Below are 14,618 nucleotides of genomic sequence, written 5' to 3'. Positions count from 1 at the left end.
ATCCAGATGTTTGTGCACCTATGAATTGCGGATGCAAACATGACAGCGACTGCGGCCATGAGCTCGTTCCACATGGTGATCATATGGATTATTTGGTGAATGGACACCTGCATCATTTACACGACGGTCATTGCGACGACCATGGCCCTGTTGAATTAGTTACGGTACAATAGACTACTGATGAGCACATAACAATTTTTTCACTATTTCGCAAACTGTAACTTAAAAAATTATTTAAGTTGCTATTGTTCCATAATCAATTGGACAACGGCAACTTATTTTTGTTCAAAATACAACCGGCTTCTGTATGTGATGCTGATATATGCGTTTTGAAATCAGCTGACGTTTCCTCACACAAAATGAGTTCTGTCTATTACATTAGATTGCACAACAAAAAAGTATCATTCAATTTATATTCTTGGTTCTATTAAAAGTGTTCTTAAAAGTACACTTAGACAAACGAAAAAGAAAGAAAGACGCAATATTGAACTGAACCCAAAATAGTAGACACTTTAAAAAAGTGCCCTCCTCATTTTGGGTTTAGTTCAACGAATAACATCATAGCTCTTTTATTTATAGACTAAAAAGTTTTTTATAGATAACTCCTAGTCAACTTAATAGTCAGCGTGTTCTTTGCTGAAGCTTGCGCAGGACCTTTTCTAAATAGACTAACTCCGCTTCCTCCACAAGATCGCTTTTATTGACGATCAATACATCACAGAACTCGATTTGGTCCAATAATAAGTCAGCAATTTCCCGGTCATCTTCCTCGCCCAGCGCCTCTTTTCGATCGAGCAGGCTATCTCCTGACCTGAAGTCATGCCAGAATCGATTGGCATCGACGACTGTGACCATCGTGTCCAGTTGGCAAAAGCGTGTTAGGTCGATGCCGAGTTCTTCATCTATGTAAGAAAAAGTTTGCGCGACTGGTACAGGCTCGCTGATGCCGGTGGATTCGATGACGATGTAATCGATATTTCCTTCTGTTGCCAGCTTTTCAACTTTAATCAGCAAATCTTCACGGAACGTGCAGCAAATGCAGCCATTTGACAGTTCCACCAGTTTTTCTTCTGTCCTTTTTAACCCACCCCCTTGTTTGATGGTTTGTGCATCAATATTCACTTCGCTCATGTCGTTGACTATGACCGCTACCTTCAAGCCATCCTGGTTATGAAGAATATGATTCAGGACAGTTGTTTTTCCTGCTCCCAAATAGCCGCTTAAAACTGTTACCGGTATTTTCCCATTTGATTTGCCTCCTGTCAGATGTGATGTTAAGCATTGCCGGACATTTTTTATTGATCTAGTTTCCCATATTTCATCGATCCTTTTTGTCGACTGTCAATTCAGCATAGGCATCATGGAGATGGATGGATTCTTCGTTTCGGCACTCCACACGAAAACGATCGATATAGTCGATTTCATAAAGGTCAGCTGCCACCAAGCGCACCATATCCTCGACGAACCGCGGATTTTCGTAGGCCTTTTCCGTCACCATTTTTTCATCCGGTCGCTTTAGCACTGGGTGGATAAGGGCGCTCGCATTCGTTTCTGCTGCTTCGAGCAGGTCCGCTTTCCAGTCCTGCCCTTCTGTATAGCGTTCGTTGAACTCGATTTCCATTGTGATATAGCCTCGCTGGTTATGCGCACTGTACTCGCTTATTTCCTTCGAACACGGGCACAGTGTGGTGACAGCACAGGTGAGAATCGCTTTTTTTCGTGAAGAAGATTCCAACGTATTTACTTCCATAGTGGCTTGCGCATGATTTAAGCCTTCCGAATGCGTAGACGGGCCTTTTCTTGCGAACAATAAGGGGAACTCGACTCGTACGCAAACTTCTTGCTGCTTCAACCGCCAGGCAAGCTTTCGGCTCAATTCTGTCAGCGATTCAAAATCGGCTGTCAGCTCGCCTGCAACTCTTGTTTCTTCCAGCTGCTCGATGAAGCGGCTCATATTGGTTCCTTTCATGGAGCTCTGCAGACTCGCGGTGAGGCTGAATGTAGCCAAAGTCTGCTGCTTCGCAGGAGCTAGGCTGAAAGAAATTCCGATTGGATACTTAACATTACTGACTCCAACTGCCTGGATCGGAAACAAATACTTTCCCGGTTGATTCTGCAAATCTTTCATCTTTTCTTTTTCCACTGGTTTATTTCTGGGACCAGGTGGTTTGGATCCAAATAAAACCAGCCGTTCAGCCTTACTGGGGAATTTCATTTTTTTCAGTCCTTTCACTAAAGTTTATGCAGAGGACACGCATTTGCATCGCCGCTTCCCTGCTGAACCTTCTTTTCTAATTATCCAATGTCACCCATGACCATTGGCCTTCGGATTTCTTCACTCCTCCGAGTCCTGGAAATGGATAATGGCATGCAAAAATCTGTACTGATTGCGTATAGGCTTGCTGCAAAAAGGACTGGCGAGTCTCCATGCCTTTCTCGAGGTCCAGCTCGGCAGCTATATAGGAGGCAGGATGTGAAAGAGTGACCGGGTCGGAAGCGGCCAACAAGCGCGTGCCTTGTGATTCAATAGAAACCGTGAGATGGCCTTCAGTATGGCCTGGAGTATGATTAACAGAGATGCCCGGACAAATATGGCAACCAGATTGAACAAAGGTGATGTGGTCTTTTAGTGGAGCCAAGGTCCTCGATTCCATAGTTTCCGGACGCTCTGACCAGTAATTCCACTCCTCAGCCGTAATCAAGTGTTCAGCGTTGGAAAAGACCGGGTTGCCCCTTCGGCTTAATCCGCCGATATGGTCAAGGTGTCCATGCGTAATGATGATGGTTTGAATATCTTCTGCTTTTATCCCCTCTTGTTGAAGCTGACGCAGCAAATGCCCCCCCCTGTCGGCAAATGCTCTTCACCAAAGCCTGCATCAATCAGTATTTTTTGTTTTCCTGTATCAATAAGCAAAAAGTTCAGCGGTGCATGGAATTGGTCTGGAATATGCTCAATCATGTCCTGTGGCGTATTTGCAAAAAAGAAGTCTTTGGATACTGGAAATGCTCCGTCTGATAAGGCGATAAGTTTAAATTCACCAACTTGAAAATGAAAATTGCTACTCGTCTTCATCTGTCTGCCCCTTTTCTATGTCGTGGCGCTGCAAAGCACTTTTAATAGTTATTCTCTAGCTGTCCTTGTTTGAACTTGCACAAAGTGATAGATTGTAGATGCACTATAAATCGTAATTATTACTATTTATAGTGCATATTATTACTATAAAAACTTAGGAGGTTTTGATGGATGATTCTATCCAATCAATCGATAAAGAAGAAAATGCAGGATCATGAGCTTGAAATTACACCTATTACCGATGCTCAATATCAACCGGCTTCAGTGGATCTTCGTTTAGGCAATCATTTTTTGAGCCTGGACGAATCATCTGTTACCCATCTCTCGCTTGAAAAAGCAGCTACCTATAAAGAAGTTTTCACAGAAAGAATACTGATTCCGCCCTATGGATTTATCCTTGGCACGACTCTCGAATGGATCAAGCTTCCTAAAAACGTCACGGCTTTCGTTGAAGGCAGAAGTTCCATCGGCAGGCTCGGGCTGTTCATCCAAAATGCGGGATGGGTCGACCCCGGGTTTGAAGGGAATATCACACTCGAACTTTATAATGCCAACCAAGTGCCGATTGAGTTGATTGCCGGAAGAAGAATTTGCCAAATCGTACTTGCTGAATTGGATCAGGAAGGACCAGCCTATAGCGGCAAATATGTTGGCCAGAACCGGGCATTTCAAAGCAAAATACATTTGGACGAAGAAATTATTTGAATCGTCATCGCAAACAGAGCGCTTTCTTTCGTTAGTTTTTGAAGAATAAAGAAAATCTTCAGAAACGGCATGGCTGTCAAATTAAATTTGACAGCCTTTTTAAAAGGTCCATAATTTTTTGAAAAAGATGATGCTAGAAAACAAAATAAAAAATCAATGCGAAGGCGGCAACGCTGGCGCTGCTTGTGGCCATTTGTTTGCCGGCGATGGCGAGAGCATCCTTTACCGATAGTTCCTTTGCTATTTTTATCAAGGTCACAAGGCAGGCGGTAAAAGTACTGCAGAAAAATACCGCCAAAAACAACTGGCTCGTTGTAATGTATTCCAGCAGGCTTCCTGATCCTCCATTCAACAGCAAGATTCCGTCCTTGCGGAAAATACTTGCGATGAAAGCTGGTGCAACTTGCTCAGGCAAGCTGAACAAAGCGAGAAATGGTGCCGCAATCATACTTAACGCCGCCATGCCTCCTATCATTTCCATCCCGGAAGCTATCAGGCAAATAAGCAAGAATATCGGCATTGCTTGAAACAGGAATTGGCGGATGACCGGTTTGGTCCGATAGCTTATCGTCTTCAGCGAAGGCCTTTGCAGGAAAGATTGATGCTGTTGGAGTTTGGGGATGGCAATTGAGCGGTTCCAGATCTTCACATGAATCAAAGACACCGCCATCAATGCTGCGATATACGGCGCGATCAACCCGATATTGCCGGAAGCGCCAAAAACCGACAGTGTGGCACCCATTTGGTAGCTGCAGGCCGAACCGAACGAAATGACGGAGATGCAGTTCTTCCTCGAACAGACATTACAGCTGCGGGTCGCTTCCATTGCCACCACATTGCAGCCGAAGCCGCTGATGATCGGTACGAGATCCTGTCCTGTTAATCCGAATCTGCGCATGGCCGAATCCAGTCCATCTGTGATCAAGTCTTTTAAACCGCTTTCTTCCGTGATTGCTACGGTCATCGAAAATAACAGCACTACAGGAAAAGCCCATACAAAAGAGTAGATGCCAAGCGAAATCAGTCCATAATCCCCTAATGCCAGAATGTAAAGATATTCCGGCAAGCCTGAACCCCAACTCTCCAAATCGGCCAACACATATTGATCGACAAAAGCTTCCGCTTTTCCCGAAACCTGGTAGGCAATAAATATTGGCAGCGCGTAAACGCTCATTAAAACTGCAAGAGCGAGACAAGGACCCCAGAAAGGATGGCTGAACAGCGCTTTCGGTTTCGGCGCTTTTTTCACCGGCAACCGCTGAATTTCTTTAAATTCCTCATCAGTCCAATGGCGCGCACTGTCGCTCAATTGTTCCAAAATGCCAGGATGATACGAACGGGTATCAATGAGACAAAGTGGAAAGCCCCTGCTCTCTTTAAAGCGAATTAATACCTCTTTGGAACCGTCATCCATTTTATCCTGAAATGTAACAATGATTACTGTCGAAACTTCTTTAACAGGAAACAGGCTTTCGAGCGCCGTCAACTCTTCTAAAAAATGTGTCCCCCGAACCACCAGCCACAGCTGATCCGCTGCCGCTGCCGTTTTTTTCGTATACTTGCTTGTGACCAGTTCACTCCCCAAACGAACTCCCGGTGTATCGATGTACTGATGGTGCCGCTCTTTCACTTCACCTATCCGTGAAGTGGCGCCTCTGACATTCGATCCCTGGAAAGGGTATTTTTCCGGGGATAAGCGATGGAGCAACGTGGTCTTTCCGGAAGACTCCAGTCCTACTAATACAATTTTCATCCAAATTCTCCTAGCACGCGCACTCATTCTCACAGCAGGATAAATCACTCAAATACATGGAAGCTGCTTTATACGAGTTAAAGACCGCTGGATTATGCGCCAGTTGATGGCGATCGAACAGTTCTTCCGCTACAATGGCGAAACGCTGGCGGAACTTGTAAATGAAACAAAATATAGTCTTGGCTTGGCGAACGCTCGGACCGATTAGGAACACTGAAGGGGCGATCGTGGATTCGTCTTTGTCGGTCAATAACGGCAAGCCTTCTTCATTCCACTCGAATAATTCTCCGAATTGCTTTGCCCCATGGCTGAATCCTGTACAGATGATCGGTTCATTTTCTGTTGTGATACTCGTCCCATCCTCGAAAGTTACGGTATAGCCCAGCAAATCGGCATCTTGTTCCACCGATACCGCCTTTTTCTGTGAATGCTGCGTAATTTTCCCGGCAATGGCTGGAGAACTTATGCGCTCTCTCGTAAAAGGCGATAACGTTCGGCTCGGATCCACGGCGGTATCAAACCAGGAATCTGCAGAATAATAGACATCGACCTGTTCGCCTTTGGATGCCAGATGGAAGGCGGCATCCGCCGAACTTTCCCCGCCTCCGATGACCATTCTGGGTCCTTCCAATTCTCCCCACGAAACCACATCCCTATAATGCAGCCCGGCAGAGAAAGGACGTTTCGGAAACTGGAACTCGCCGCAAGCCACAATAATGGAATCGGACAAGTGGCCATCACCCTCTTCATCCGTCTGTATCCAATATCGCTCTCCTCTTTTTTCAATATGGTGGACCATTGTGTGTTCACGAACCGGCAAATCATAATGGCCCGCAATCAAATCCAAATAATCCCCGTATTCTTCTCCTGATAAGTGTTCTTTTCCAAATGTGTACGCAGGTGAAGTGTCTGGCAAAATTGCATTCAAATCCAATTGCCCGAATCCGTGAGCGGTAAAGGAAGGCGTAATCAATTTCGTTTCTTTTGGCCATTGAAAAAAAGTCGATCCGACTGTGTCTTTTTCGATGATTACAAAATCCTCCACACCGCTTTGCCTGAGCAGAACACCCATGCCAATTCCAGCTGGGCCTGCGCCAATAATTGTAATCATTTTTTAGCCTCCTTCAATACTGTTGGATTTGCAACTTTAGTTTTGTCGTCATTTTCCAATTCTTCCAATTCTTTTTTTAACTGTTCCTTGTCTATATTCTCTCCAATAATGACCAGATTCATCGGCAAATTAATTGGCAGAGCTAACGTGAATGGTTTGCCATATGCCATCTGGATTAAAAAAGTGGGATTTTCTCCAGTGAATCGCAAAAAACCTTTCAATCGAAATAAATTTGCTGATACTTTTTCCACCCATTCTTCAAAATCGGACCGGTCAATTTCTTTCCAGAATGTATAAGTTAAAGACTGGATCCGTAAATTTTTCGCAACATGCATCGCCTCACGGTGCTGCACTCCTGCTGTCTGCCTGGTACGTTCCACGGCAATTAACTCTGTCTTCGCATACAGCGTAATCGATTGCTGCGCAGTCGGGTTGAGTTCTTTGATGGCTAACTGCAAGGAATCCATGTCCTGCGGAGAAACTGTATCTGCTTTATTCAAGAGGATATGATCCGCATACTTGACTTGCTCTTCCATTAACTTCTGGATTGGAGGGCTCAATTCCCCTCGGTGCATCCACCTTTTTGAATCCACCACCGTGAGGATTGGCTGTACAATCATATACGGCGCAAGGATTGGCGACAGGCAGGCATCCAATATATCCACTGGATGCGCGACTCCGGTTGCTTCTATAAAAATTACATCCGGCTGTTCTTTCCTGTAAAGCTCCAACAATTGCACTTCCAGTTCATCCTTCATCGTGCAGCAGATGCAGCCATCCAATATTTCCAAAATGGTCAGATCTGAACCGATAATTTCCGAATCCACCGAAAACTCTCCAAGTTCATTCATCAATACGGCCACTTTTTTTCCTGCCAGTTTTTCCTTCTCTACGAGACCTTTTAATAGGGTGGATTTTCCACTGCCTAAAAATCCGCTCAGGATATATAAATTGATGTTTTCCGCCAAGTGAATCACCGCTTTCAAATATGTAATTACCCGATTCTTAGAACCAAGAAGTTTCGGATTTACACTCAAATAGTAATCATTACGTTTTGTATGATAAGTGAATTCCTTTCGTCCGTCAATCATTAAGTAACTATTAGAAAGGTTTTTCTTACCTCAATCGATTTTGTGCTTTTGATTATAAGAATCACTTCATTAATTATGGCGTTTAATAGAGAGCTAAAAAGGAAATAGTATTATCAACAACAAAAAATCAAGGAGGTTTTCTTATGAGCACCGAACACAATATCCATGAGCACCATTCCCATCAACATAATCTGTCGTGCGGCCACACGAAAATAAAGCATGAGGATCATATCGATTATGTACACAATGGCCATCTTCATCACAAACATGAAGGCCACTGGGATGAATGCAAGATTTCTGTTTCCGACACGAACCCGGATGTTTGCGCACCTATGAATTGTGGATGTAAACACGACAGCGACTGCGGCCATGAGCTCGTTCCACATGGTGACCACATGGATTACTTGGTGAATGGCCGTCTGCACCATGTTCATGACGGACACTGTGACGACCACGGTCCCGTTGAATTAGTTACGGTGATGTAGACTACTGATGAGCACATAACACATGTTTTTTCTATTTCGCTAACTGCAACTAAAATAAATTTTGTAAGCTGCCACTGTTCAATAATCAATTGGACAGTGGCAGCTTATTTTTGTTCAGAATACAACCGGCTTCCGTATGTGATGTTGATATATGTATTTTGAAATCAGCAGACGTTTCCTCACACAAAATGAGTTCTGTTTATTACACTAGATTGCACAACAAAAAAGTATCATTCAATTTATATTCTTGGTTCTATTAAAACCGTTCGTAAAAGTACACTTTCACAGACAAAAAAAGAAGCTCAAGCCAGAGCTTCCTCTCTTCCGATAATCCCTCATATGTTAACTAATCTTTCGTTTAAATCTTTCTTGCAGAACCGTTAGAATCAGCGATTCGAATGGAATTCGATTGCTTCTTAAGCCTAAAGAATCACTTTTCCAGTAAACTATGGATATCAATAGGTTGAATACATATTGTCTTCTTCTAAGTTATATTCACACGAAATAAAATCGACTTAAATTAAAAATGAAAAAAAGTCCAACCGACTACTCCTCGGTTGGACTACCCCCAATCGTCATAGCGGGCCATTTCCTATAGCTTTTTTCTTGGACTTATGATTTTAAAAAACGGTTGGTCTATTCTTCTGCAAGTACGACATATACCGTCATCGATGTAGCACCTGTATTTTTTATACTGATTGTTTGATGAGAATTACAGTGTATGATATTCCCCCTTTGAATAGCGGAATCGATGCCATCCAGAGAACATATTCCTTCCCCTTCAATTACAAACACATAAGCATTTTTATGAGGATGCTCATGCTTGGGCAATACTTGCCCTGGGAGAAAGTTATACACGATGGTCTGGCTTTTTTGTTCTTCGAAAACAATTTGTTTTGTCATCTTTTTTTCATCGTATGTTTGTAGGTCCTGCAGTTTTTTTATCGCCATAGTTTATGCTCCATTCTTCTTCATATTTTTAGTGCGTCTACCTACTTCTATCTTTATCCCTATCCAATCATGCTGTCACTTCCAAAGAAATTACGAAACATTTGAACTATCATATCGCGTTTCATAGCTGAGATAGAAGTATACAAAGTAATAGCATCATATATTTCAGAATATTATAATAATTTGATATGATAAATTAAAGAGGTCCTTCTTTTCCTCTAAAAAAGGGTAATATTTATCAGGTGAATATCTTATTTTCTCCGGTTGGTAAGAATAATTTATTCCGCATAAATAGAGCAGGATAAACGATTTTAGGAATAGCTATAGAATTCCAAATGAATTCACAAATAATAATGAGGAGGGAGTAAAATGAAAGACCCATACCAATCAGCTCTTGACCGTTCTAATGCAATAGACCGAATGATCAATGAAGGATTAGGCAGCGGTTCAATTATCCCCCGGTATACAGAAGCACATTTAAAACTAAAAGAAAAACAAGAAGCACAATTACTTTCTTCTAAACCGGTTGAAACACCGGAAATAAAGAAACGGCAATAAATGAACAAGCCCACTTCACTTTTTTATGAGAATAGTTAAATTTTCATTATTGGACTTTTGGTTCTGCTCGTTGCAGTTTTCATTAAACAACAATCGGTATGTACGTTACTATCGAATACCAAGACGTCTATTCATCACCTGTAAAGGGTTTTGAATAGACGTCTTTATTCTTTGAAGAGCTCCATTACGAAAGCTATTTCAAAAAAGGGGTCTTTTGATATGTAAATTGTCAACTCAAGACAAGTGGTCTAAATAATTCATGAATACCTTAAATGGGGTATTGTAATTTGGCGCTTTCCAAGGAACCTGATTGAACTTTCTGTCCCTCTAAGATGTGAATTCAGTTTTTATACTAAGCAAATTTCAGGGGCTTTTCATTTCATTATCTTTGAATTGAACCTATCGTTGTAAAATAGAATTCCTCATAAAAATAACCCTAAACAGAAGACACTCATAAAAAGTGCTTCGTTTAGGGTTTGATTTATACGCATTAAAATAGTAACCATTTTCACAGAGAATCGAATCACTCTCTATTAAAGATTTTTCTTGCTGAAATACCAATCAACGTATTCATACTCGTTGCTGTTTGCACGTTCGTCAGCTTCCTGCTGCGTTCTTGGCGGCTTAACGATTACTTTTTCTCCTGGCATCCAATCAGCAGGTGTTGCCACTGCATGTTCATCAGCAGTTTGAAGCGCTCTTACTAACCGTAAAATTTCATCCATGTTTCTCCCCGTACTCAGTGGGTAGTAAATGATGGCGCGAATCACTTGTTTGTCATCGACAACAAACACTGCTCTTGATGCTTCTGTGCTTTGATTCCCAGCCATCAGCATTCCATATTTAATTGCCACTTCTTTGTTAAGATCTGCGATAATTGGAAATTCAATTTTCACCTGGAATTTTTCTTCAATATTTCTTACCCAGGCAATGTGAGAGTGGACACTATCAATACTCAACCCAATCAATTCAGTATTCAGCTCCTGAAGCTCTGGGAATATGCGTTGAAATCCGATAAACTCAGTCGTGCAAACCGGTGTAAAATCTGATGGATGAGAAAATAGAATGAACCATTTTCCTTTATACGATTCGCTATTTATTACACCATGTGTTGTTTCGATCTCGAAGCTCGGTGCGGGTTCCCCGATACGCGGGATAGATGTTGTTTCGACTTCTTGGTTTTTCATTTCCATTTCATCCAACTCCTTATAATTATTATTACATGATAATTATTACATTTAACAGAGTTTATTTATATGGGGGATTCCCCCTATCCTAATCCTTCCTATTGCGGATCAATATAATGATTGGCAATAGCGTATTGAATCAACTCTGATTTTTGCTTCAATTCGAGCTTTGCCATAATATTAGCTTTGTGGTTTTCAACCGTCTTTGGGCTGATGGATAGTTTTTCCGAAACTTGTTTATTTGTGTAGCCGTAGACCACCAACCGAAGTACTTCCTGCTCTCTTAATGTTAGAACCGAAGCTTGCTTTTTGCCTCTATTTTCAAAAAGCCGCTTAATTTGCTCAGGGGGAAGCCCGACTTTATAATATTTTTCGCCTTTGTGCACTTGCTGAATCGCATGATGTAATTCGCCCCCTTGGCTATTTTTCAATATATATCCGTCTGCCTCAATTTCGATAGCTTCCTGAACATATCCTTCCTCATCATGCATAGAAAGCAAAATGATTTTGATACCTTTCGAATTTTTTAGTATCTCCTGCGTAGCCACAATGCCATCAATCCCATTCGGCATAGAGATATCCATTAAAATAACATCCGGTTCTTCTTTTAGAGCTTGTCTAATGGCTTCCTCTCCCTCGCTGGCCTCTCCAATGATGGAGATGTCAGAATAGGATTCCAGTAAAAGGACCAGTCCTTTTCTTATCAAAATATGATCGTCCACTACTAAAACTCTAATCATTGTTGCACCCCATCCTTCAATGGAATTTTCACATAAATGCGCGTGCCTCTATTTAATTGGCTCCTCAAAAAGAATTCTCCGTCCAATTGCTCAATTCGTTCTTCCATATGACGCAGTCCAAGCCCTTCATTTGTCAGATTTCCTGTATCGAATCCAACTCCATTATCTTCTACAGACAATAAAAAGTATTCATTTTCGACTTCCATTCTAATCCATAAAGAATTTGCGAGGGAATATTTTATGGCATTGTGCAAAGCTTCTTGAATGATGCGGTATACATTGATTTCAACTAATGAGGGCAAACGGTTCACTTGATTTATTTCCAAATTTATTTTTAGAGTAGGGTGTACCGTATGAAAGGAAGTAGCCAGACTTTGAACACTTGCCACTAAGCCTAAACGATCCAGGCTTTGGGGTCTTAGACGTTGAGAATAGGATTTGATATCGTTCATGGCATGGTCAAGCTCTGTTCGGACATCGTTCATGTAATCCAATAGCTTTGTATCTTCTACCCTAGACTCAATTGATTGCAGAGCTAAAGAAATCGTATACAAAGATTGTCCAATGCCGTCATGCAATTCTTGTGCAAGCCGTTTATGTTCGTTTTCTTGAGCATCGATTACTTGTTTCAAAATCAGTTTTGCAATCCGAGCTTCTTCTTCTTTTTCTTTTAATTTTTGATCTCGCAAGACTAAAAGATATTCTTTCTTCCCAGAACGCTCATCATTGAACATCAAAGCAGTGCTCATTTCTACTTTAATTTGATTCCCATGATAAGTGGGCATTTCGGATAAAAAATAGGGAACTTCATCATTTTGAATCAAGTAGCACTTATTTTCTCCATCCGACACCTTTCGATGTTCACAAAAAGTGCAGTAGGGTACTTTTGCATTCTGTTTCCACCCGGTTAAATTTTCCGCAGCCGGATTCATCAGAACGATAAAGCGCTCATCATTCATAACAATAATGCCATCCTGAATATGTTGAAAAATCTGATGAGAGTATTTATTGTCATTAAATTTTTCATTCATAATTCTTCACAGCTCCTTGCTTATGCTAATTAAAGAAAGACCGACCCTTAAAAGAATCGGTCTTGCCCATTATTTTATCAGCTAATTGCCAAATCTTCCTTACTGGAGGACTAAATAAATCATACCTACTTAGGTTTTTTTTCATTTAGTGTTACTAAGATAGCATTGATATAGCGAAATCCTTTTTGGACAGCTGGATCTTTTAGCCATCTAAAAACCGAGAAAATTGAATACCTTTTTTTGTCTTTTTCTGCCTTCATTTTAACGGTAGAAATGAAAGCCATTCCTTTTCTGCCTTCTGCTATGACCGGTTCTGTATATACATTTACTTGATGCGTTAGATAGTCCACTGAAGCAGCATCTTGGCTAATAGCTGTTACAAAGGCTAATGACTCTTCAATCTTATTGATAGATGCAATAAGTATCGGTAACTTTTCCAACAGAATTAACAACGAACTTAAGGTTTCCATATCAAGTTGGTGAATAGCCAGTTTGTTTTCCATGTCATCAATGAAAGGTTTGTCATCTAATAATGATTGACCAAAATCAACAACGTTTTCAAGCGACCCGATTCCTTTTTCAAGCTCAGGTAGCCGGTTCAATAAATTGGTGATGGATTGCTTTACTTCCGGATCAGCCAAGGCTGAAGACAAGGAATCAACGGATTCTACTTGTTCGTTTGAATTTGTCATAAACAAATCTCCTTTCTTCTGTTACATCGTCCCTTTTAACATGCCGTCCCAATACATAACCGGCAGCAAATCTTTTTTCATGATATACATGCTTCTCCGCTCGATCGCCTGATTGAATGGCATAGATTCATCCGGTTGTTTATCGTAATCAAACTCCGCAAGAATCAGTTTATTGTAGCCCGTTACTAGTGGACATGAACTATAGCCGTTATAAATGGCCGAAAGGGGTTGTTGCTGCATAACCGCAAGTAAATTACTCGCCACAACAGGGGCTTGCTTCCGAATAGCTGCGCCCGTTTTTGAAGTAGGCAGGTTGCTGCTATCGCCCAATCCGAAAACGTTCTCATAATGATTATGCTGCAATGTATATTTATGGACGTCAACCCAGCCTGCTGCATCCGCAAGTGGGCTTTCCCGGATAAATGCAGGTGAGTGCATCGGTGGCGTTACATGAAGCATCTCATAGGCAATCACTTCTTTTTTATGCGTATCCAAGTTTTCGAATACCGCCTCTTTTTCTTTTCCTCGAATCTCGATCAAGCTTGTGCGGAATCGCGTATCGATTTTCTTTCTTTCAACCACTTTTTCCAATGCCTCACGGTATTTTTGAACATCGAAAATCGCTGGGTTCGCAGAACCAAAAATCACGTTGGTTTTATCTCTTACACCTGTACGATTAAATGAATCTTCAGCCAGATACATGATTTTTTGGGGAGCGCCACCGCATTTTACCGGTGTGGCCGGATGGGTAAAGACTGCGTTTCCGCCTTTGAATGTGCGAATCATTTCCCACGTGTAATCTACATGTTCATAAGAGTAGTTGCTGCAAACTCCGTTCTTGCCGATGTTATCCTTTAAACCTTTGACACCGTCCCAATTGATTTCAATGCCGCCAGCGACTACGAGGAAATCGTAAGAAATCTTCTCATTATTGCCAAGTTCAACGGCGTTTTCTTCTGGTAAGAACTTCACAACCTTCTCCTGGAGCCATTTTGCTCCTGCTGGAATGACAGAAGCCATCGTGCGCTCGGTAACCTCTTTGTCAGCAACTCCGGCTCCTACTAATGTCCACAAAGGCTGGTAATAATGGAATTTTGCTGGGTCAATAATGGTGATGTGATTTTTCAGGTTCGGAGACATTCGCAAAAGTCTAGCTGCTACTGAGATGCCTCCGGATCCTCCACCTACAATGACAACTTCTTTACTTGTATTCAATCTAATCCCTCCATCTTTTCAATTTA

General features: G+C 41.7%; 15 protein-coding genes and 1 pseudogene. 2 read left to right on the top strand and 14 right to left on the bottom strand.

The genetic code is table 11. The annotated features are described in order from the left end of the window. Positions 1 to 624 precede the first annotated feature (624 nt). From J7I83_RS13075 to J7I83_RS13060, 4 genes and pseudogenes are all read right to left on the bottom strand, one after another. A pseudogene (locus tag J7I83_RS13075) lies at positions 625 to 1,266 on the bottom strand (GTP-binding protein); the annotation flags it as partial. 52 nt (positions 1,267 to 1,318) lie between these two features. Beyond that, positions 1,319 to 2,128 carry a GTP cyclohydrolase FolE2 gene (gene folE2, locus J7I83_RS13070; protein ID WP_353048279.1) on the bottom strand — a complete coding sequence of 270 codons (810 nt, stop codon included), beginning with the start codon at positions 2,126 to 2,128 and terminating at the stop codon, positions 1,319 to 1,321. A 163-nt stretch (positions 2,129 to 2,291) separates the two neighbouring features. Further along, positions 2,292 to 2,834, bottom strand: coding sequence for an MBL fold metallo-hydrolase (locus J7I83_RS13065; RefSeq protein WP_215101424.1), 543 nt, complete (start codon positions 2,832 to 2,834; stop codon positions 2,292 to 2,294). Continuing rightward, positions 2,804 to 3,073 (bottom strand): MBL fold metallo-hydrolase, encoded by a 270-nt coding sequence (locus J7I83_RS13060; RefSeq protein WP_215101422.1) that lies wholly within the window; start codon positions 3,071 to 3,073, stop codon positions 2,804 to 2,806. The genes J7I83_RS13065 and J7I83_RS13060 overlap by 31 nt, the downstream gene beginning before the upstream one ends. Positions 3,074 to 3,244: 171 nt before the next feature. Here J7I83_RS13060 and dcd point away from each other — a divergent pair, with 171 nt between their 5' ends. Continuing rightward, a complete protein-coding gene (gene dcd, locus J7I83_RS13055; RefSeq protein ID WP_215101420.1) occupies positions 3,245 to 3,778 on the top strand; it encodes a dCTP deaminase in 534 nt (177 codons plus the stop codon). Between the two features lie 133 nt (positions 3,779 to 3,911). Here dcd and J7I83_RS13050 read toward each other — a convergent pair whose 3' ends face one another. From J7I83_RS13050 to J7I83_RS13030, 5 genes are all read right to left on the bottom strand, one after another. Further along, positions 3,912 to 5,531 (bottom strand): nucleoside recognition domain-containing protein, encoded by a 1,620-nt coding sequence (locus J7I83_RS13050; RefSeq protein ID WP_215101418.1) that lies wholly within the window; start codon positions 5,529 to 5,531, stop codon positions 3,912 to 3,914. 10 nt (positions 5,532 to 5,541) lie between these two features. Next, positions 5,542 to 6,642 (bottom strand): NAD(P)/FAD-dependent oxidoreductase, encoded by a 1,101-nt coding sequence (locus tag J7I83_RS13045; protein WP_215101416.1) that lies wholly within the window; start codon positions 6,640 to 6,642, stop codon positions 5,542 to 5,544. Then, positions 6,639 to 7,733, bottom strand: a complete 1,095-nt coding sequence (locus J7I83_RS13040) for a CobW family GTP-binding protein (protein ID WP_215101414.1) — start codon at positions 7,731 to 7,733, stop codon at positions 6,639 to 6,641. Before J7I83_RS13040 ends, J7I83_RS13045 begins: the two co-directional genes overlap by 4 nt. Before the next feature lie 113 nt (positions 7,734 to 7,846). Further along, positions 7,847 to 8,167 (bottom strand): hypothetical protein, encoded by a 321-nt coding sequence (locus tag J7I83_RS13035; RefSeq protein WP_215101412.1) that lies wholly within the window; start codon positions 8,165 to 8,167, stop codon positions 7,847 to 7,849. Between the two features lie 687 nt (positions 8,168 to 8,854). Continuing rightward, entirely contained in the window at positions 8,855 to 9,169 is a 315-nt protein-coding gene (locus J7I83_RS13030; protein WP_215101410.1) for a cupin domain-containing protein, read from the bottom strand. A gap of 369 nt (positions 9,170 to 9,538) precedes the next feature. Here J7I83_RS13030 and J7I83_RS13025 point away from each other — a divergent pair, with 369 nt between their 5' ends. Next, on the top strand, positions 9,539 to 9,727 hold the full coding sequence (locus tag J7I83_RS13025; RefSeq protein WP_215101408.1) for a hypothetical protein: 189 nt from the start codon (positions 9,539 to 9,541) through the stop codon (positions 9,725 to 9,727). Between the two features lie 533 nt (positions 9,728 to 10,260). Here the strand turns inward: J7I83_RS13025 and J7I83_RS13020 are convergent. From J7I83_RS13020 to J7I83_RS13000, 5 genes are all read right to left on the bottom strand, one after another. Next, positions 10,261 to 10,914 carry a peroxiredoxin gene (locus J7I83_RS13020; protein WP_483313461.1) on the bottom strand — a complete coding sequence of 218 codons (654 nt, stop codon included), beginning with the start codon at positions 10,912 to 10,914 and terminating at the stop codon, positions 10,261 to 10,263. A gap of 98 nt (positions 10,915 to 11,012) precedes the next feature. Continuing rightward, positions 11,013 to 11,654, bottom strand: a complete 642-nt coding sequence (locus J7I83_RS13015; RefSeq protein ID WP_215101404.1) for a response regulator transcription factor — start codon at positions 11,652 to 11,654, stop codon at positions 11,013 to 11,015. Further along, the gene (locus tag J7I83_RS13010; RefSeq protein ID WP_215101401.1) at positions 11,651 to 12,685 is read right to left on the bottom strand and encodes a PAS domain-containing sensor histidine kinase; all 1,035 of its coding nucleotides are present in this window, start codon (positions 12,683 to 12,685) and stop codon (positions 11,651 to 11,653) included. The genes J7I83_RS13015 and J7I83_RS13010 overlap by 4 nt, the downstream gene beginning before the upstream one ends. 125 nt (positions 12,686 to 12,810) lie before the next feature. Then, positions 12,811 to 13,377 carry a hypothetical protein gene (locus tag J7I83_RS13005; RefSeq protein WP_215101399.1) on the bottom strand — a complete coding sequence of 189 codons (567 nt, stop codon included), beginning with the start codon at positions 13,375 to 13,377 and terminating at the stop codon, positions 12,811 to 12,813. Positions 13,378 to 13,398: 21 nt separating this feature from the next. Further along, the gene (locus tag J7I83_RS13000; protein WP_215101397.1) at positions 13,399 to 14,592 is read right to left on the bottom strand and encodes an NAD(P)/FAD-dependent oxidoreductase; all 1,194 of its coding nucleotides are present in this window, start codon (positions 14,590 to 14,592) and stop codon (positions 13,399 to 13,401) included. Positions 14,593 to 14,618: the final 26 nt, after the last annotated feature.

It is taken from the genome of Planococcus sp. ISL-110, assembly GCF_018613575.1.
Taxonomy (GTDB): Bacteria; Bacillota; Bacilli; order Bacillales_A; family Planococcaceae; genus Planococcus.
The sequence above is the reverse complement of the archived record's forward strand: the minus strand, read 5'-3'. Positions and strand labels throughout refer to the sequence as shown.

Bases quoted from the DNA above. Each gene is read 5' to 3' on its own strand.
- J7I83_RS13045 (WP_215101416.1), bottom strand. From the start codon at position 6,642: ATGATTACAATTATTGGCGCAGGCCCAGCTGGAATTGGCATGGGTGTT.
- J7I83_RS13015 (WP_215101404.1), bottom strand. From the start codon at position 11,654: ATGATTAGAGTTTTAGTAGTGGACGATCATATTTTGATAAGAAAAGGA.
- J7I83_RS13035 (WP_215101412.1), bottom strand. From the start codon at position 8,167: ATGAACATGGTGCAGACGGCCATTCACCAAGTAATCCATGTGGTCACC.
- J7I83_RS13020 (WP_483313461.1), bottom strand. From the start codon at position 10,914: ATGAAAAACCAAGAAGTCGAAACAACATCTATCCCGCGTATCGGGGAA.
- J7I83_RS13060 (WP_215101422.1), bottom strand. From the start codon at position 3,073: ATGAAGACGAGTAGCAATTTTCATTTTCAAGTTGGTGAATTTAAACTT.
- dcd (WP_215101420.1), top strand. From the start codon at position 3,245: ATGATTCTATCCAATCAATCGATAAAGAAGAAAATGCAGGATCATGAG.
- J7I83_RS13050 (WP_215101418.1), bottom strand. From the start codon at position 5,531: ATGAAAATTGTATTAGTAGGACTGGAGTCTTCCGGAAAGACCACGTTG.
- J7I83_RS13010 (WP_215101401.1), bottom strand. From the start codon at position 12,685: ATGAATGAAAAATTTAATGACAATAAATACTCTCATCAGATTTTTCAA.
- J7I83_RS13025 (WP_215101408.1), top strand. From the start codon at position 9,539: ATGAAAGACCCATACCAATCAGCTCTTGACCGTTCTAATGCAATAGAC.
- J7I83_RS13005 (WP_215101399.1), bottom strand. From the start codon at position 13,377: ATGACAAATTCAAACGAACAAGTAGAATCCGTTGATTCCTTGTCTTCA.
- J7I83_RS13040 (WP_215101414.1), bottom strand. From the start codon at position 7,733: ATGATTGACGGACGAAAGGAATTCACTTATCATACAAAACGTAATGAT.
- J7I83_RS13030 (WP_215101410.1), bottom strand. From the start codon at position 9,169: ATGGCGATAAAAAAACTGCAGGACCTACAAACATACGATGAAAAAAAG.
- folE2 (WP_353048279.1), bottom strand. From the start codon at position 2,128: ATGAAAGATTTGCAGAATCAACCGGGAAAGTATTTGTTTCCGATCCAG.